15 protein-coding genes are annotated in these 16,952 nt (G+C 61.2%); 10 read left to right on the top strand and 5 right to left on the bottom strand.

Features of this window, described 5'->3' with window-relative positions; translation table 11 throughout:
* The first annotated feature begins 5 nt into the window (after nt 1–5).
* The 9 genes from KGA88_RS07060 to KGA88_RS07020 all read left to right on the top strand — a co-directional run bounded on the left by KGA88_RS07060 (nt 6) and on the right by KGA88_RS07020 (nt 10,853).
* On the top strand, nt 6–1,946 hold the full coding sequence (locus tag KGA88_RS07060) for a putative nucleotidyltransferase substrate binding domain-containing protein (RefSeq protein WP_223589950.1): 1,941 nt from the start codon (nt 6–8) through the stop codon (nt 1,944–1,946).
* On the top strand, nt 1,943–2,650 hold the full coding sequence (locus KGA88_RS07055) for a PolC-type DNA polymerase III (protein WP_223589848.1): 708 nt from the start codon (nt 1,943–1,945) through the stop codon (nt 2,648–2,650). Before KGA88_RS07060 ends, KGA88_RS07055 begins: the two co-directional genes overlap by 4 nt.
* A gap of 228 nt (nt 2,651–2,878) precedes the next feature.
* On the top strand, nt 2,879–3,397 hold the full coding sequence (locus tag KGA88_RS07050; RefSeq protein ID WP_223589846.1) for an RNA polymerase sigma factor: 519 nt from the start codon (nt 2,879–2,881) through the stop codon (nt 3,395–3,397).
* Nucleotides 3,394–4,368 (top strand): FecR domain-containing protein, encoded by a 975-nt coding sequence (locus tag KGA88_RS07045; protein WP_223589844.1) that lies wholly within the window; start codon nt 3,394–3,396, stop codon nt 4,366–4,368. The genes KGA88_RS07050 and KGA88_RS07045 overlap by 4 nt, the downstream gene beginning before the upstream one ends.
* Nucleotides 4,369–4,639: 271 nt before the next feature.
* Nucleotides 4,640–7,075, top strand: a complete 2,436-nt coding sequence (locus KGA88_RS07040; RefSeq protein WP_223589842.1) for a TonB-dependent siderophore receptor — start codon at nt 4,640–4,642, stop codon at nt 7,073–7,075.
* Nucleotides 7,076–7,147: 72 nt separating this feature from the next.
* Complete coding sequence (locus KGA88_RS07035) at nt 7,148–8,278, top strand: PepSY-associated TM helix domain-containing protein (protein WP_223589840.1); 1,131 nt, start codon at nt 7,148–7,150, stop codon at nt 8,276–8,278.
* Nucleotides 8,275–8,454 (top strand): hypothetical protein, encoded by a 180-nt coding sequence (locus tag KGA88_RS07030; protein ID WP_223589837.1) that lies wholly within the window; start codon nt 8,275–8,277, stop codon nt 8,452–8,454. Before KGA88_RS07035 ends, KGA88_RS07030 begins: the two co-directional genes overlap by 4 nt.
* Nucleotides 8,455–8,741: 287 nt before the next feature.
* Nucleotides 8,742–10,040, top strand: a complete 1,299-nt coding sequence (locus KGA88_RS07025) for an MFS transporter (protein ID WP_223589835.1) — start codon at nt 8,742–8,744, stop codon at nt 10,038–10,040.
* A 183-nt stretch (nt 10,041–10,223) separates the two neighbouring features.
* A complete protein-coding gene (locus tag KGA88_RS07020; RefSeq protein ID WP_181432053.1) occupies nt 10,224–10,853 on the top strand; it encodes a glutathione S-transferase in 630 nt (209 codons plus the stop codon).
* 160 nt (nt 10,854–11,013) lie between these two features.
* On the opposite strand, the gene creD is transcribed toward KGA88_RS07020, so the two are convergent.
* The 4 genes from creD to KGA88_RS07000 all read right to left on the bottom strand — a co-directional run bounded on the left by creD (nt 11,014) and on the right by KGA88_RS07000 (nt 15,143).
* Complete coding sequence (creD, locus tag KGA88_RS07015; protein WP_223589832.1) at nt 11,014–12,384, bottom strand: cell envelope integrity protein CreD; 1,371 nt, start codon at nt 12,382–12,384, stop codon at nt 11,014–11,016.
* Nucleotides 12,385–12,478: 94 nt separating this feature from the next.
* Nucleotides 12,479–13,897, bottom strand: coding sequence for a two-component system sensor histidine kinase CreC (creC, locus tag KGA88_RS07010; RefSeq protein WP_110660143.1), 1,419 nt, complete (start codon nt 13,895–13,897; stop codon nt 12,479–12,481).
* Nucleotides 13,897–14,577 carry a two-component system response regulator CreB gene (gene creB, locus KGA88_RS07005; RefSeq protein ID WP_110660142.1) on the bottom strand — a complete coding sequence of 227 codons (681 nt, stop codon included), beginning with the start codon at nt 14,575–14,577 and terminating at the stop codon, nt 13,897–13,899. Before creB ends, creC begins: the two co-directional genes overlap by 1 nt.
* Before the next feature lie 59 nt (nt 14,578–14,636).
* Nucleotides 14,637–15,143 carry an ATP-dependent zinc protease gene (locus KGA88_RS07000; protein WP_110660141.1) on the bottom strand — a complete coding sequence of 169 codons (507 nt, stop codon included), beginning with the start codon at nt 15,141–15,143 and terminating at the stop codon, nt 14,637–14,639.
* A gap of 296 nt (nt 15,144–15,439) precedes the next feature.
* Here KGA88_RS07000 and KGA88_RS06995 point away from each other — a divergent pair, with 296 nt between their 5' ends.
* A complete protein-coding gene (locus tag KGA88_RS06995) occupies nt 15,440–16,327 on the top strand; it encodes an acyltransferase (protein WP_223589830.1) in 888 nt (295 codons plus the stop codon).
* Nucleotide 16,328: 1 nt separating this feature from the next.
* Here KGA88_RS06995 and KGA88_RS06990 read toward each other — a convergent pair whose 3' ends face one another.
* A complete protein-coding gene (locus KGA88_RS06990; protein ID WP_223589828.1) occupies nt 16,329–16,886 on the bottom strand; it encodes a DUF2780 domain-containing protein in 558 nt (185 codons plus the stop codon).
* Nucleotides 16,887–16,952 lie beyond the last annotated feature (66 nt).

The raw sequence follows: 16,952 nt of genomic DNA, 5'->3' as shown, positions 1-16,952 counted from the left end.
CGGTAATGGTTATGAGTAAAGCGGACGCCTTCACACAGGCAGGGAAAACCGCGGTGTTGCAGAACATCCAGGGCACGTTGCAATTCCTTCAACGCTTCCCGCCCTTCAATCAGATGGAACACGCTCACCTGGCGTTTCTGGTCGAACAATGTCAGCTGCGTTTTTACGCCCCCGGCGAGAGCATCATCAAACCCGCCGACGGCCCGGTCGAGCACTTCTATATCGTCAAGCAAGGCCGGGTCGTGGGCGAGCGTCCGCATACGGCCAAAGGCGGCACCGAAACGGTTTTCGAGATCACCACCGGCGAGTGCTTCCCTCTCGCGGCGTTGCTGGGTGAGCGGGCGACCCGCACCGAGCACCTGGCTGGCGAAGACACCTTCTGCCTGCAACTGAACAAGTCGGCGTTCATCCGCCTGTTTTCGCTATCGGACACCTTCCGCAACTTCGCTTTGCGCTGCGTGAGCAGTCTGCTGGATCAGGTCAACCAGCAAGTGCAGCAAAAAGCCGTGGAAACCCTGGGCACCCAGTATTCGCTCAATACCCGGCTGGGTGAATTGGCCATGCGCCACCCGGTAACGTGCGGACCGCAGACGCCGTTGCGCGAAGCCGTGACGTTGATGCACGAACAACAGGTCGGCAGCATCGTGGTAGTTGACGAACTCAAGGCGCCACTGGGGATTTTCACCCTGCGCGACCTGCGTCAGACCGTGGCCAACGGCAGCAGTGATTTCAACGAAGCCATCGATGGGCACATGACCCGGGCACCGTTTTTCCTGTCGCCGGATCACAGTGCCTTCGACGCGGCGATTGCCATGACCGAGCGGCACATCGCCCATGTCTGCCTGGTCAAGGACCAACGTTTGTGCGGCGTGGTTTCCGAGCGCGATCTGTTTTCCCTGCAGCGGATCGACCTGGTGCACCTGGCGCGCACTATCCGCAATGCACAGAAGGTGGAAAACCTGGTGGCACTGCGCGGCGAAATCGGTCAACTGGTCGAGCGCATGCTGGCCCACGGCGCTTCTTCGACGCAGATCACTCACATCATTACCTTGCTCAACGACCACACCGTGTGCCGTGTGATCGAACTGACCCTCGCCGAAAAAGGCGACCCCGGCGTGCCGTTCAGTTGGCTGTGCTTCGGCAGTGAAGGCCGTCGCGAGCAGACCCTGCACACCGATCAGGACAACGGCATTCTGTTCGAAGCCAGGGATGCGGCCCATGCCGCCGAGATTCGCGGCAGGTTGTTGCCCATCGCCCAGCAGATCAACCAGAGCCTGGCACTGTGCGGCTTCACCTTGTGCAAGGGCAATATCATGGCCGGCAACCCCGAGCTGTGTCTGTCCCGGGCCGAATGGGCGCGACGCTTTGCGGCGTTTATCCGCGAGGCAACCCCGGAGAACCTGCTGGGTTCAAGCATCTATTTCGACTTGCGCGTGGTCTGGGGCAGCGAGCAAGGCTGCGAACAGTTGCGTCGGGGCATTCTCGATCAGGTCGGCGACAATCGTTTGTTCCAGCGCATGATGGCCGAGAATGCGCTGCGCAATCGCCCGCCCGTAGGACGGTTCCGCGAGTTCGTGCTGGCGCGCAAAAATGGCGAGAAGGCCACTCTGGACTTGAAAGTCCAAGGCCTGGCACCGTTCGTCGACGGCGCCAGGTTGCTGGCCCTGGCCCACGGTATCGAAGCGAACAACACCCTGGAGCGTTTTCGCCAGCTGGTCGTCAAAGAGGTCATCGAGCCCTTGGACGGCGCCGCGTACGAAGAGGCCTATCACTTCATCCAGCAAACCCGCATGCAGCAACATCAACTACAGACCCGGGAGAATTTTCCTTACTCAAACCGGGTCGACCCCGACAGCCTCAATCATCTGGACCGGCGCATCCTGCGTGAATCCCTGCGCCAGGCACAACGCCTGCAAAGCAGCCTGGCTTTGCGGTATCAGCTATGAGCCTGTTTTCATGGTTGCGCCCGCCGGCCCCCACCCTGCCCGCACACCTGCAACATCGCCTGGAACGCTTGCCCACCGCCGCCGCCCTGGGCGAATGCAGCCTGCGCGAGCAGCGCTGGGTGGTACTCGATCTGGAAACCACCGGGTTGAACCTGAACAAGGATCACGTACTGTCCATCGGCGCGGTGGTGATCGAGGACGGGGCCATCGACTTTCGCCAGCAGTTCGAACGCACCCTGCAATATTCGCAGGTAAAACTCGGCCCCAGTGTGCTGATCCACGGCATTGGCCCCAGCGCCATTGCGGCGGGCAGCGATCCGGCAGAGGCGTTGCTCGACCTGATGGCGTTCATTGGCGACAGTCCGGTGCTGGCCTTCCACGCGCCGTTTGACCAGCACATGCTCGGCCGTGCGCTGAAAGATCACCTGGGGTGCAAGTTGCAGCATCCGTTTCTGGATGTGGCGGACATTGCACCGTTGCTGTGTCCGCAGGCGCACATTCGCGAGGCCGGGCTGGACGACTGGATCGATTGGTTCAAGCTCGAAGTCTTCGAACGCCACCACGCCAGCGCCGACGCCCTGGCGACCGCTGAACTGGCGTTGATCCTGTTCAGCCACGCGCGGCAACAGCAGATTCATAGCCCGTTGAATTTGCAGCAGCGCCTGAGTCAGTGGAAGCGGAGGCAGCAGGCGCCCTCCTTCTGACCTATACGCACACCCCCTGTAGGAGCGAGCCTGCTCGCGATGAACTCCAGGACACCGCTGGGTGTCAGGCAGCCAACGTTATCGTTGACGTCCATCGCGAGCAGGCTCGCTCCTACAGGGGCCGTCACCAACTTCCCACCCGACCAACGCCAATTGCTTCCCCCCCTCGCCTCTGCCACAATCGCGAACAATTCTCGTTAGTTAACACTTCCCAAGCGGTGATGCTGCGTGTCGTCAGTCCCAAGCCCTCAAAGTGAGCTCGTCGGTGCGTTATATCGCGACCATCGCGGTTGGCTATTGGCCTGGCTTCGACGCAACGTCGCCTGCCCGCAGCGGGCCGAAGACCTGAGCCAGGACACGTTCGTGCGCTTGCTGGGCCGCGAGGAACTGAAGGAACTACGCGAACCGCGGGCGTTTCTGGTGGCAATCGCCAAGGGCCTGCTGTTCGATTATTTCCGCCGCGCCGCGCTGGAACAGGCCTACCTCACCGAGCTGATGCTGATTCCCGAAGCCGAACAACCGTCGGCGGAAGAACAGCAAATGATCCTCGAAGACCTGAAAAACATTGACCGTTTGCTCGGCAAGCTTTCCAGCAAGGCCCGGGCGGCGTTCCTCTATAACCGCCTCGACGGCCTCGGCCATGCAGAAATCGCCGAGCGCCTCGGCGTGTCGGTGCCGCGGGTGCGTCAGTACCTGGCCCAAGGCATTCGCCAGTGCTACATCGCGCTGTATGGTGAGCCGACATGAATCCGCTCAGTTCCAAACCGGTATCGGCCAACGTGCTGGACGCGGCGATTGCCTGGCAGTTGTCCATGGATGGCGCCAACCCGGTTGAGCGCGAAGAGTTCGCCAAGTGGCATGCTGCCCACGAAGAGCACGCCCGCGCCTGGCGCCAACTGGGCATGCTCGACCAGCGCTTCAGCGTAGCCAGCGGCCCGGCCCGCACAGCCCTGCTGCAATCGCGCGAAGGCATTCGCCGACGGGTGCGCAAGCTCGGCAATGGCGTGGCGAGTGTGGTGGCAGTTATCGGCCTGGCGCTATTTGCCGGGCCACGTTACCTGCCGATCGAATACTGGCTGGCCGACCAGCGCACCGCCGTTGGCGAGCAACGCACCTTGCGCCTGGCCGATGGCACGTTGATCAATCTCAACACTCACAGCGCCCTGGATATTCGCTTCGATGAGAAGCAGCGGCGCATCGTGCTGCAAGAAGGCGAAATCCTGGTTGAAACCGGCCATGGTGATCCCCGGCCATTCATCGTCGAAACCCGTGAAGGCAGCATGCGCGCCCTGGGTACGCGGTTTCTGGTCAAGCGCGAAGACGAAGGCACGCGCCTGAGCGTGTTGCAGTCGGCGGTGGCGGTTCATCCCGAGTCCAACCCGGATGAACAGATCCTGCGCGAAGGCCAACAGGTGTTGATCCGCAATAATGGCCTGGGTCCGGTTCTGGCCGTCAACCTCGGCGCGGATGCCTGGACTCGCGGCATGCTGGTGGTGGATAACACGCGACTGGAAGACCTGGTGCATGAAATCGGTCGCTATCGAACCGGTTACGTCGGCGTTGCGCCGGAAGTGGCCGACCTGCGCATCACTGGCAGCTTCCCACTGCGCGACACCGACCTGGCGCTCAATGCCCTGCTGCCGACCCTGCCGGTGCAGATCGAGCAGCACACGCAATGGTGGGTGAAGGTCGTGGCCAAGGCCGATACCAAGCCCTGAATCCCCACACAGAACCCTGTGGCGAGGGGGCTTGCCCCCGTTGGGTCGCGAAGCGGCCCCTGCATTTTCCAGTTAAATCGCATTGGCTGATTTTACGACTGCTGCGCAGCCGAGCGGGAGCAAGCTCCCTCGCCACAAAAGCGCATCCCGAAAGTAGTTTGGCCGCAATTGAATAACTGAATCGAAATTATTTTCATCCAGCTCTATCACTTTTTGATTTTCGTTCGGCACACAGGCAATTGAGAAATATTTACATTCAGGAGCCGCTGTAATGTCCCGTTCGCTAGACACCTTGTTGCGCCCCAGTTTGCTGGCGGTCGCCATTGCCCTTTGCACCCCTTTGGCCAGCAGCCAACTGTTCGCCGCTGAACAGGCATCCAGCGTCCGCGCCTACAACCTGCCAGCCGCACCGTTGGCCAGCACCCTGAACCAGATCGCCAGCCAGGCCGGCCTGGCCTTGTCGTTGAACCCATCCCTGGCGGCGGGCAAAACCTCGGCGCCAGTCAACGGTCAGTTCGACGCAACCGGCGCCCTGCGCGAAGCCCTGCGTGGCACCGGGTTGCAACTGGAGCAAAGCAGTGCGGGCACCTACAGCCTGGTGGCTGTGCCCGAGGGTGTGTTGGCCCTGCCAGCGACCAGCGTGATCGGCGTGGAAGATGCTGAAAGCGCCTGGGGCCCGGTGCAAGGCTACGTCGCCAAGCGCACCGCCGCCGGCACCAAGACCGATACCGCGCTGGTCGAAGCACCGCGCTCGATTTCGGTCGTCACTCGCGAGCAGATGGACGACCGCAACGCGCATACCCTCGATGACGCCGTGCGCTACTTGCCGGGCATTACCGCCAGCAGCTACGGCAGCGACACCCGCGCCGACTGGCTGCGCGTGCGTGGTTTCGAACCGACTCAATTCCTCGACGGCCTGCCACTGCCAAAAGGCGTGTACGCCAACCCGAAACAGGAAACCTGGAACCTCGACCGCCTGGCGTTGCTGCGCGGCCCGGCCTCGTCTGTGTACGGCCAGACCCCGCCAGGCGGCCTGCTGGACATGGTCAGCAGGCGCCCGAACGCCGAAGCCAGCAGCGAGGTCCAACTGCAATACGGCAGCGACAATCATCGCCAGATCAACTTCGCCAGCACCGGCAAAATCGACGACGAAGGCCGGTTTCTCTATGGCGTGAGTGGCGTCGTGCGTGACGGTGGCACCCAGATCGACCACATCGATGACAAGCGCTACAACATTGCACCAAGCCTGACCTGGAACATCGACGACGACACCAGACTCACCCTGCTGACGCAATTCACCCGTGACGATACCGGCGTTACCAGCCAGTTCTATCCGATTCAGGGCACCAAGATCGACATGCCGTTCGGCAAGATCTCGCACCACAAGAACCTGGGTGATCCGGACTACGACTTCTACGACCGCACCTACTACGCACTGGGCTATGCCTTCGAACATCGCCTGAACGATGTATGGCAGTTCCGCCAGAACCTGCGCTACACCAAGTCGGACCTGTCGTTCCAGACGGTTACCGTCAACAGCTACTTTCCTTCTATCGGATTTGTCGTAGACGACGAAGGCAACACCGGGCGCGGCACGACCAATGTCGACGAGGACATCAGCCAGTTCGCCGTGGACAACAACTTCCAGGGCGACTTCGCCACCGGCGACATCCAACACACACTGTTGATCGGCCTGGACCACCAGCGCAGCAACACCAACTACACCTCGATCTTCGGTGGCGCACCGGCCATCAACGTCAACAACCCGGTCTATGGCTTGCCGATCACTCGGCCACCACGCTCCTCGGCGTTTTATGACTATGACCAGAAGACCCACCAAACCGGCCTGTACGTCCAGGACCAAATGGCCCTCGACCAATGGCGCCTGACACTCGGCGGTCGTGAAGACTGGGTCCATACCGGCACCAAATTCTTCAACAAGGGTGATGCCACCAACACCGAGCGCGACAAGAACTTCAGCGGCAACGCAGCGATCAGCTATGTGTTCGACTCGGGCTTCGTGCCTTACCTGTCCTACGCCGAATCGTTCCAGCCGGCCAGCAATGCTGTCGCCTCGCCGACCGATTCGTTCAAACCGACCGAGGGCAAGCAATGGGAACTGGGGATCAAGTACCAGCCACCGGGCAGCAACACCCTGCTGACGGCGGCCGTGTATGACCTGACCCAGAAAAACGTTTCCGTCACCAACAACGTGGGCAACGTGACGGTCACCAGCCAGACCGGCGAAGTGAAAGTCAAAGGCCTGGAGCTGGAAGCCGTTTCCGACGTGACCGAAAACCTCAAGGTCACCGCTGCCTACACCTTGGCCAAATCCGAAGTGCAAGACGGCGCGTTCAAGGGCAATCGCCTGCAACTGATGCCTAACCAGCAAGCATCGGTGTGGGGTGACTACACCTGGCACAACGGCGTGCTCGACGGCTTCGGCATCGGCGCCGGCGCGCGCTACACCGGCAACACCTACGGCGATGAGGCCAACACCTGGCTAGGCAAGGCTGGCGCCTACACCGTGTTCGACGCCGCGGTACACTACGATCTCGGTCGCCTGGACAACAGCCTCAAAGGCGCTTCGCTGGCCGTTAACGCGACCAACCTGTTCGACAAGGACTACATCTCGACTTGCGACAGCTTCTACTGCTACTACGGCGACCAGCGCAGTGTCGTCGCCAGTGCAACCTACAAGTGGTAACGCGTTGAGCTGACACGCCCAATGACCAGGCCGTCCTTCGTGGACGGCCTTGGTTTTTCTGAAGGCTTTGAAATGAAAAGTAAAACAATCCGCCGCTGGTCCACGATCCACACCTGGACCAGCCTGATTTGTACGGTGTTCCTGTTACTGCTGGCACTGACCGGCCTGCCGTTGATCTTTCACCACGAGATCGACCACTTGCTGGGCGATGCGCCGCAAGTGAAGGAGATGCCGGCGGACACTCCACGCCTGAATTTGCAGCAGTTGGTAGAAGCGGCCGAAAAACACCGTCCCGGTGAAGTCATGCAGTACTTCGGCTTCGAAGACGATGAGCCCAATGCCGTGCTGACGATCATGGCCGCCACCGCCGGTACCGAGCCGAACTCGTCCCACACCTTCATGCTCGACGCTCGCACCGGTGAAGCACTGGAAACGCCGTCGGCCAACGGCGGTTTCATGCTGACCATGCTGCGCCTGCACGTGGACATGTTCGCCGGACTGCCGGGCAAGTTGCTGCTGGCGTTCATGGGGATTCTGTTCGTGGTGGCGATCGTTTCCGGCACGGTGCTGTACCTGCCGTTCATGCGCCGCTTGAAGTTCGCCACCGTGCGCCAGGACAAATCCACGCGCCTGCGCTGGCTCGACCTGCATAACCTGATCGGTGTGGTGACCTTGACCTGGGCCCTGGTGGTTGGCGTGACCGGCGTGATCAGTGCCTGCGCCGACCTGATCATTGCCGCCTGGCGCAACGACAGCCTGAGCGCCATGGTCGCTCCCTACCGCGACGCGCCGCCGCTGACGCAACTGGCGCCGGCCACCCGTTTGCTCGACATCGCCAAGGATGTCGCGCCGGGCATGCAGCCGGACTTCATCGCGTTCCCCGGCACGCGGTTTTCCAGCGAGCACCATTACGCGGTGTTCATGAAAGGCAGCACGCACCTGACCTCGCACCTGTTGACCCCGGTACTGATCGACGCCAGCACCCTGCAAGTCACTGCCGTGGCCGAACGACCGTGGTACATGGACGCCATGGGCATGTCGCAGCCTCTGCACTTCGGAGACTACGGCGGAATGCCGATGCAAATCCTCTGGGCGACCCTCGATGTGCTGACCATCATCGTGCTCGGCAGCGGGGTGTACTTGTGGGTAGTGCGGCGCAAGGCTGCGCGGCCAGTGCTGGAAAAAGCGGAGAGCGCGGCATGAAGCCCCGGCAGTCGAACTTCTGGAAAGTCTTTGCCATTCCAACCGGAATCGCGCTGCTCAGCGCGGCAGGGTTGTTTGCCGCGCTGCTCGGGGATGGGGTATGGGATTCGCTGAGCTGGGTGGGCTTGGGGATCCCCGCCATTCTAGGGCTGCGCGGTCTCTTGCAACGCCGCTGACCCCTTGTGGGGGCGGGTTTGCTCGCGAATGCGGTGTGTCTACCAACATCAATGGCGACTGACACACCGCTTTCGCGAGCAAGCCCGCTCCCACAGGTCCCGTGACAAGTCTCAAGTATTCGCCAGTCATACGATGACAACACTCCCCGCCCGTCGCCTCTCCCAGCAAATCCTCTGACATATCTGTTGACAGTTTTACCCTTGCGCTCCTATAAAGACGCATGTTGTACGACAACCTACAACAAATGCGGCACCAAAAATAAATCCAAAAAAATGATGGTGAAGTGATGAAAGTCAAAGGCATCCGCTGGTGGATGGTCGGCCTGGTGACGGCCGGCCTGATGGTCAACTACCTGGCTCGCAATACCCTGTCAGTGGCCGCTCCGACCCTGATGAGCGAAATGAACATCTCCACCGAGCAGTACTCGCACATCGTCGTCGCCTGGCAGGTGTGCTATGCACTGATGCAACCGGTGGCCGGCTACATCATCGATGCCATCGGCACCAAAATGGGCTTCGCCATTTTCGCCTTTGCCTGGTCGATTGCCTGCGCGCTGGCAGCCCTGGCGACCGGTTGGCAGGGCCTGGCCTTTGTCCGCGGCCTGCTTGGCCTGACCGAAGCGGCGGGGTTGCCGGCGGCGGTCAAGACGTCGACTGAATGGTTCCCGGCCAAAGAACGTTCGGTGGCCATCGGCTGGTTCAACATCGGCTCGTCGATTGGTGCCGTGCTGGCGCCGCCGCTGGTGGTCTGGGCGATTCTGCACAGCGGCTGGGAACTGGCGTTCCTGATCGTCGGTGGTTTGGGCGTGGCCTGGACGTTCCTGTGGATGATTCTCTACAAGCACCCACGGGACCAGAAGCGCCTGAGCGACGAAGAACGCGACTACATCCTCAGCGGTCAGGAAGATCACTTCAAAGACACGGCCAAGCAAAAAGGCAGCTGGAAAAAGATCATCGGCAGCCGCAACTTCTACGCCATCGCCAGTGCGCGCATGCTCTCCGAGCCGGCCTGGCAGACCTTCAACGCGTGGATTCCGCTGTACCTGATGACCGAACGACACATGAACATCAAAGAGATCGCGATGTTCGCCTGGCTGCCGTTCCTCGCCGCCGACCTCGGCTGCGTGCTCGGCGGTTACCTGAGCCCGCTCTTCCACAAGTACTGCAACGTGTCGTTGTTCACCTCGCGCAAGATGGTCCTGCTGTTCGGCGCCTCGTGCATGATCGGCCCGGCCTGCATCGGCCTGGTCGCCAGCCCCTACACTGCGATTGCGCTGCTGTGCATCGGCGGCTTCGCCCACCAGACCTTGTCCGGCGCGCTGTATGCGATCACCTCTGACTCGTTCGGCAAGAACGAAGTGGCCACCGCCACCGGCATGGGCGGCATGTTCGGTTACCTGGGCGCGGCCGCGTTCACCCTGGTGTTTGGCGTGATGGTGACCAAGATCGGCTACAGCCCGCTGTTCGTGGTGCTGGCGATTTTCGACATCGTCGCTGCGTTCATCGTCTGGACCGTGGCCCGTGAGATCAAGCCGCAGGCTGTTTCGGGGCCGCAAGCCGGGCAGACACTGCAACCTGCCAGCTAAAACACAACCCCTGTAGGAGCGAGCCTGCTCGCGAAGGTCGTTAACGATGACGCTGGGCACCTGACACCACGCGGCGCCCTCAGGTTTTTCGCGAGCAGGCTCGCTCCTACAGATGACGGTGATCTTGAGCTATCGCATCCACACGTTATGCTGCGTGACACCGCCACCGATCGAGACGCTGCCATGTCCGCCCCGAGCATGACCCTGTACCACAACCCCCTTTCCCCCTTCGTTCGCAAAGTCATGGTGCTGCTGCACGAAACCGGTCAGCAAGACCGCGTGGCGTTGCAGACCAGCGTACTCACCCCGGTCAATCCCGACCTCACGCTGATCGAAGACAACCCCCTGGGCAAGATCCCGGCCCTGCGCCTGGCCGACGGCAACATCATCCATGACAGCCGAGTCATCCTCGACTACCTCGATCAGCAGCACGTCGGCAACCCGCTGATCCCCCGCGAAGGCTCGGCTCGCTGGCGGCGCCTGACGCTCGCTTCGCTGGCCGACGGGATCATGGACGCAGCCGTGCTGGTGCGCTACGAAGTCGCCCTGCGCGCCCCGGAAAAACACTGGGACGAATGGCTCGAGGGCCAGCGCGACAAGATCCGCCGTGCCCTGGCATTGCTGGAAAAGGACGCGATTGCCGAACTGACTTGCCACTTCGACGTGGCCGCGATCAGTGTGGCCTGTGCACTGGGTTACCTGGACCTGCGCCATCCGGATCTGGATTGGCGCACGGTGAACCCGCAGTTGGCGGCGTGGTATTTCGAAGTGAGCCAGCGGCCTTCGATGATTGCGACGATGCCCAAGGTTTAAATCTTCGCTGACGGTACTGGCCTGTTCGCGAGCAGGCTCACTCCCACCTTTGACTGTGGCCTCATGTGGGAGCGAGCTGGATCTAACGCAAACAACCCGGCAACCAGCGTCGCCAACACCCTCCCTTCTCGCTGATCCTCGCGCAACCCCAACGACCGGCTCATTCCACCGCTCCCACATCAAACGCCACAGGCTTGGCCGTTTTCTGTCCGATCCCGTACCAGTCCAGCTTGCGGGTCAGCACCATGAACACGCCCAACAGACCGAACAGCAGCAATGAGCCCATCAGCAGCGCGTAATCCTCGGCGCTCAACACGCCATAAAGCAGTCCGTACAACGCCGCCAGCCCTGCGGAGAAACTTAACCCGTTCACGACGCTGCGCAGGACATGGCACACATAAAAACCGATCAACGACACGCAACCAGCCGCCGACAACAGATACGCCAGGCCAAAACCGATGTGTTCGGACAACGACAGCAACAGCAGGTAAAAGAACGCCAGCGCCACACCCACCAGTGCGTATTGCACCGGGTGTACGGCCAGGCTTTTCAGTACTTCGAAGAGGAAAAAACCGGCGAACGTCAGGACGATGAACAGCAGCGCGTACTTGATCGCCCGGTCGCTTTTCAGGTACTGATCCACCGGGTCGATGAAGCTCACCCCGAAGCTGCGGCCGCTGAAGGCTGCGCAGTCACCGCCAGTGACGCAACTGCTCAAGGCCTCCTGCAAATTGGTAGAGAAGAACGACGCCTGCCAGTTGGCGGTGAACCCCTGATCGGTGACTTTACGCTGGGCCGGCAGATAGTTGCCGATGAAGCTTGGGTGAGGCCAGTCGGCACTCAACGAGACTGTGCTGGTTTTACCCACCGGCAATACCTGCAATACGCCCGTGCCTTGCAGGCGCAGGTCAAACCCGAAATCCAGTTCCGCAGCCTGCTCTGTATTCAGCGCCGGCAGCGTCACGTGCACGCCCTCACCCAGCCAGCCGACCTGGCTACCGGGAATGAAGTCCAGGCTCTGGCCGTCGAGTTCGAGTTTCAAGGCATTTTCGATACCACGGATATCGCTGATGCCAACGGCGAGGAACGGCTGATCGAACCGGTAATCGGCAAAGTCCTCCTTGATACCGAGCCGCGCCGGCAGCGAAAAATGCCCACTGATGCGATTGTCGGCATGAAACAGCCGCGCCTGGTAAATCCCCCGGGAACGCAACTCGGTCTGCACCTGGCCGTCGAGTTCGAAGCGTTCCGGCAGGAAATACAGACGACCGCGCTCTTCGCTGATGTCCTGATAACGCTCGTTGGTTTTTTCTCGGGTCTTCCAGGTGCGCACCACTTTGCGATACGGCACCACCATCAACGGACCGCTGACTTGCTGGCTGAAGCTGGAACTGCGGGCGATGTCGTCGAGCACGCCGTCGCGCAGTTGCTGACGGTCACGTATCACGCCGTTGATCATCAGAAGCGGGATCAGCAACAACAGAATCAACAGGGCAATTGCCCCGAGTTTTAGGGTCAGGCTACGGTTCATGGGACTCTCCCTGTTTTGGATGGGGAAAGTCTGGGTTGGCTGTGTGAGGAATGAATGGAGGGAATGTGGAGACTTTGTGGAGACTGGGTCAGCCCTAAGGCAGGCGCACTGTCACTTGCACTCCGCCGTCGACATTCCCGATGCTCAGGGTGCCGCCATGCAGCTTGACCACTTCCTCGACAAAGTTCAGCCCAAGCCCGGTGCTTTTGCGCCCGCTGTCCGGCCTCGGCAGTGAGTAGAAACGCTCGCTCAACCTTGGCAACGCATAGTCTGGAATGGCCTCGGCCTGATTGAACAGTTTGAACTCGACCTGACCGTCCATTCGTTGGGCACTGAGGCGCACCAAGCCTTGGGGCGGGGTGAAGTCCAGGGCGTTTTCCAACAGGTTGCCCAGTGCTTGCCGCAACAGGAACGGCTCGCCACTGAGCGTCAGATCGGCGGCAATCGTCTGCTCCACCTGCAACTGACGGGTTTCGATTCGCGCCGCCTGGGCACTCAGCAATTCACTCACCAATGCCGCCAGCGGCACGTCGACGCGTTCCTCCAGGCCCTGGCGCTGTTCGACTAGCGCCAGATTCAGCAAGCGCTCGATCAACTGCTGCATGCGCGCACTTTCGCTGTCGATGTTGCCGACGAAGCGTTGCCGCTGAGCCGGAGGCATATCGCCTTGCAACAGTTCCGCCGCGCCACGAATTGCTGCCAGCGGACTCTTCAGCTCATGGGTCAAGGTGTGCACGTAACGCTCGACATAGGCCTTGCCCTCAAGCTGCGTGCGCATCTGCTCCACCGCCGTGGCCAACTGATCCAGTTCACCGCCACGATAGTGCGGCACTTCAACCCGCCGGCCCTCACTGACGCCTTGAGCATACGCCGTCAATTTGCGCAGGGCGCGACTCAGCCACCAGGACAACACTGCGCCGAACAGCAAACCGAGTCCGATCAGTCCGGCGCCATAGGCGAGCAATCGGCGTTCGGTGCGATCCACATAAGGCTGTAGCGAACTGTTGGGCTTGGCCACGGAGACCACGCCGATGATCTGGCCGCTGTCGCGAATCGGCGCACCGACGTGCATCACCGAAGACCCCGGATCGTTCGGGTCGCTGCGCGTGGAACGAGCACCGTATTCACCGCGCAGGGTCAGGTACACGTCATTCCAGCGCGAATAGTCCTGCCCCACCGCCGCCCCGCTGGAATCCAGCACGACGATACCCTTGGCGTCAGTGACGTAGATGCGGTGGTTGACCTGGTTCTTCGGCAAGCCCCAGATTTTCGCCGCAGGCTGGCGCTCACCATAGGCCTTGAGTAGCTCCGGCCAGCGGCTCTGGTTGAGGGTGCCGGCCTTGAAGTCATCGCGCAGGATCTCGGCCATCAGGTTGGCAGTATCGACCAGGGTTTCTTCGGTGGACTGGCGAACGCCGGGGCGGATCTCTTGCATGACCGTGTTGAGCACAAAGTAGCCCGTCAGGCCAATGAACAGGGCGTAGACCAGGAAAATCCGGATTCCCAGCGGCATCAGCTGTGTCCCGGGTTGTAGCTGTAGCCGAGGCCTCGGTGGGTTTGGATCGGTTCGGCATCGGCCTTCACCAATCGCAACTTGGCGCGCACACTCTTGATGTGGCTGTCGATGCTGCGCTCGTAACCGGCGTCGGCGGCCACGCCCACCGCATCGAGTAACTGTTCGCGGCTGAAGACGCGTTCGGGCTGCTCCAGCAGGCATTGCAGCAGGCGGAATTCATGGCGGGTCAGGGTCAGCAGTTGACCGCGATAACTGATTTGCACACGTTCGCCATCGATGCGGAACAGCTCCGTCGACGGTTCGCTCACCGGGCGGGGCGCCATGCGCTTGAGAATCGCCCGAACCCGCGCCGCCACCTCCCGGGGGCTGAACGGCTTGACCACGTAATCATCCGCGCCGATTTCCAGGCCCACGACGCGATCGATCTCGCCATCCCGGGCACTGAGGAACATCACCGGCACTTCGCTGAAGCGCCGCAGTTGCTTGCAGGTTTCGAAGCCACTGATGTCCGGCAGGCCGATATCGAGAATGATCAGATCGGCCGGGGTCTGGCGCTGATGCTCCAGCGCCGCCGCGCCGAGGCTCAGCCAGGTAGTGCTGAAGCCCTCGCCTTGCAGGGCGAAAATCAGGGTGTCGGCAATGGCCGCTTCGTCTTCGACAATCAGGATATGAGGCATGGCGTCCTAGCCCGGCAGGGATGTGGGCGAACGGTGCCCCAAGCCTCAGACCCCGTCAATCAGCAATCGGGCTTGTCCGCCGTAAACCGCCGAGCCGGATTCACCGCAGCGCCAAACTCACGCAAGGCCTTGGCGCCAATCAGCAACGGGTAGTTGAAGCTGCTGCGGTCGGTGAGGTTGACCTCCACGGTGCGCTTGACGTTGCCCAGGCACAGTTCCAGATCGACCACCGGGCGCTTCGTCGGCGCGACGACTTCGTTGTCCTCTTCGTCCTCTTCGGAACGGGTCTTGATCTTGCTGATGCGCGCGACCTTGTGTTCGTAGACCTGGTTGCTCGCATCCTTGGTGCCGAGGCGGAAGCGCACCCAGTCTTCACCGCCACGCTTGAAGGTTTCGATGTCCCTGGCCGACAGCGACGCGGTCAGGGCGCCGGTGTCCATTTTGGCCTTGAGGACTTGCCCGCCGATTTCCGGCAGGGCGATGTATTCGTAACGCCCGTACAGGGTCGGCTCGGCGGCCATGACCGGCAGGGCGATAAGGGAGAGCACTGCAAGGAGGGATTTCACGTAATGGGCTTCCTTGGGAATATGGGCGTCGATCGCGGGATTTTAGACAGTCAGCCCGCTATTCGTTCGCCTTGAGTTCGCTTCGCGAGCAAGCCCGCTCCCACAATGGACTGCAGTGAACCACCTGTGGGAGCGGGCTTGCCCGCGAAGAGGCCAGATCAAACACTGCAACACTATGGCCGATCCGATTTCGCCCCAGCATAACGCCGCAAAAGTGAAACATTCGTCACCGCCGATTTGGCCTGTCGCCCGAAGCTGCTTATCATGGCGCGCCCAACCGCTTGCACGAGTGATTTATGCGCCGCCTGCTCACCGGCTGTTTCGTGACCCTGCTGCTTTTGCTCAATACCCTGGTCCTGATCGGGCCGTTGATGGTGTTTGCCCTGCTCAAACTGATCCTGCCCGGCCGCTTTCGCGATTACGCCTCATGGGCGGTGATGTGGATCGCCGAGACCTGGTCGGAATTCGACAAGCTGATTTTCCGCCTGTGTATCCCCACCCAATGGGACATCCGTGGCGGTGACGATCTGCGCCGCGATACCTCGTATCTGGTGATCAGCAACCATCAATCCTGGGGCGACATCCCGGCGCTGATCCAGACGCTGAACCGGCGCACGCCGTTCTTCAAATTCTTCCTCAAGAAAGAGCTGATCTGGGTGCCTTTCCTCGGCCTGGCGTGGTGGGCGCTGGATTACCCGTTCATGAAGCGCTACAGCAAGGCGTTCCTGGCCAAGCACCCGGAACTGGCGGGCAAGGATCTGGAGATCACCAGACAAGCCTGCGAGCTGTTCAAGCGCCAACCGGTGACGGTGGTCAACTATCTGGAAGGTACGCGCTTCACTGCAGTGAAAAGCGCTCAACAGCAGTCGCCATTCACTCATCTGCTCAAGCCCAAGGCCGGCGGGGTGGCCTTTGTGCTGGCTGCGATGGGCGAACAACTGGACGCCGTTCTCGATGTGACAGTGGTTTACCCGCAGCAGAAGATTCCGGGGTTCTGGGACTTGATCAGCGGCAATGTGCCAAGGGTCATCATCGACATAAAGACCCGCGAACTCGACCCGACGCTGTGGCAGGGCGATTACGAAAACGATCCGCTGTTTCGCGAAAAAATCCAGAACTGGGTCAACCAGCTCTGGATCGAGAAGGACCAGCGCATCGACGCCTTGCGCGCCGAGTCTCGCTGAATCAGCTACCGTCGGTGCCGGCACCCCAGATGCTGCCCAGGCTGCCCAGCAACGAACCGCCGACGCCCTGTTGGCCGAAGTATTGCAGGAGCACCGGAGCAAACTGGCCGATCATGCCGCTGTCCATGCCCAGGGCGCTGAAGGCGTTGTTCAGGTCGTTGGTGTCCTTGACGTTGCCCAGGGCGTTATCCAGCCCTGCCGCTTTGCCGCTGGAACCGAGCAGGCCGGCCAGCGCGCCCAACTCACCGCCGCCCGAGAGCATGTCGATGCCCGGCACGCTTTTGGCCAGTTCCGAGTAATCGGTCGAACTCAACTGATTCTTCGCCAGCCCCAGCATCGCCCCGGCACCGCCGACGGCTTGCTGTGGGGTGATGTTCAATTGACTGAGCGTGCTCAGCAGGTCGGCTGTCTGCGGCGTTGGTGCGGCAGTCGCAGCCGCGTCACCGCCCTGCATGCCCGCAATCGCGCTGGCCGCATCGCTCAGGTTGAACTGTGCAAAGGCCGGGCTGACCGCCAGGGTCAAGAGCGATGCCAGGGCAAAACCGCGTAAAACCTTCATTCAGACATCCTCTATGAACACCGCCCGGCAATGGGCGGCGAAAAACTGTGCATTGGACTGGAATCC

The organism is Pseudomonas sp. A-R-19 (assembly GCF_019956575.1).
Classification (GTDB): Bacteria; Pseudomonadota; Gammaproteobacteria; order Pseudomonadales; family Pseudomonadaceae; genus Aquipseudomonas.
The sequence above is the reverse complement of the archived record's forward strand: the minus strand, read 5'-3'. Positions and strand labels throughout refer to the sequence as shown.

Bases quoted from the DNA above. Each gene is read 5' to 3' on its own strand.
- KGA88_RS07060 (WP_223589950.1), top strand. From the start codon at position 6: ATGGTTATGAGTAAAGCGGACGCCTTCACACAGGCAGGGAAAACCGCG.
- KGA88_RS07055 (WP_223589848.1), top strand. From the start codon at position 1,943: ATGAGCCTGTTTTCATGGTTGCGCCCGCCGGCCCCCACCCTGCCCGCA.
- KGA88_RS07045 (WP_223589844.1), top strand. From the start codon at position 3,394: ATGAATCCGCTCAGTTCCAAACCGGTATCGGCCAACGTGCTGGACGCG.
- KGA88_RS07040 (WP_223589842.1), top strand. From the start codon at position 4,640: ATGTCCCGTTCGCTAGACACCTTGTTGCGCCCCAGTTTGCTGGCGGTC.
- KGA88_RS07035 (WP_223589840.1), top strand. From the start codon at position 7,148: ATGAAAAGTAAAACAATCCGCCGCTGGTCCACGATCCACACCTGGACC.
- KGA88_RS07030 (WP_223589837.1), top strand. From the start codon at position 8,275: ATGAAGCCCCGGCAGTCGAACTTCTGGAAAGTCTTTGCCATTCCAACC.
- KGA88_RS07025 (WP_223589835.1), top strand. From the start codon at position 8,742: ATGAAAGTCAAAGGCATCCGCTGGTGGATGGTCGGCCTGGTGACGGCC.
- KGA88_RS07020 (WP_181432053.1), top strand. From the start codon at position 10,224: ATGTCCGCCCCGAGCATGACCCTGTACCACAACCCCCTTTCCCCCTTC.
- creD (WP_223589832.1), bottom strand. From the start codon at position 12,384: ATGAACCGTAGCCTGACCCTAAAACTCGGGGCAATTGCCCTGTTGATT.
- creC (WP_110660143.1), bottom strand. From the start codon at position 13,897: ATGCCGCTGGGAATCCGGATTTTCCTGGTCTACGCCCTGTTCATTGGC.
- creB (WP_110660142.1), bottom strand. From the start codon at position 14,577: ATGCCTCATATCCTGATTGTCGAAGACGAAGCGGCCATTGCCGACACC.
- KGA88_RS06995 (WP_223589830.1), top strand. From the start codon at position 15,440: ATGCGCCGCCTGCTCACCGGCTGTTTCGTGACCCTGCTGCTTTTGCTC.
- KGA88_RS06990 (WP_223589828.1), bottom strand. From the start codon at position 16,886: ATGAAGGTTTTACGCGGTTTTGCCCTGGCATCGCTCTTGACCCTGGCG.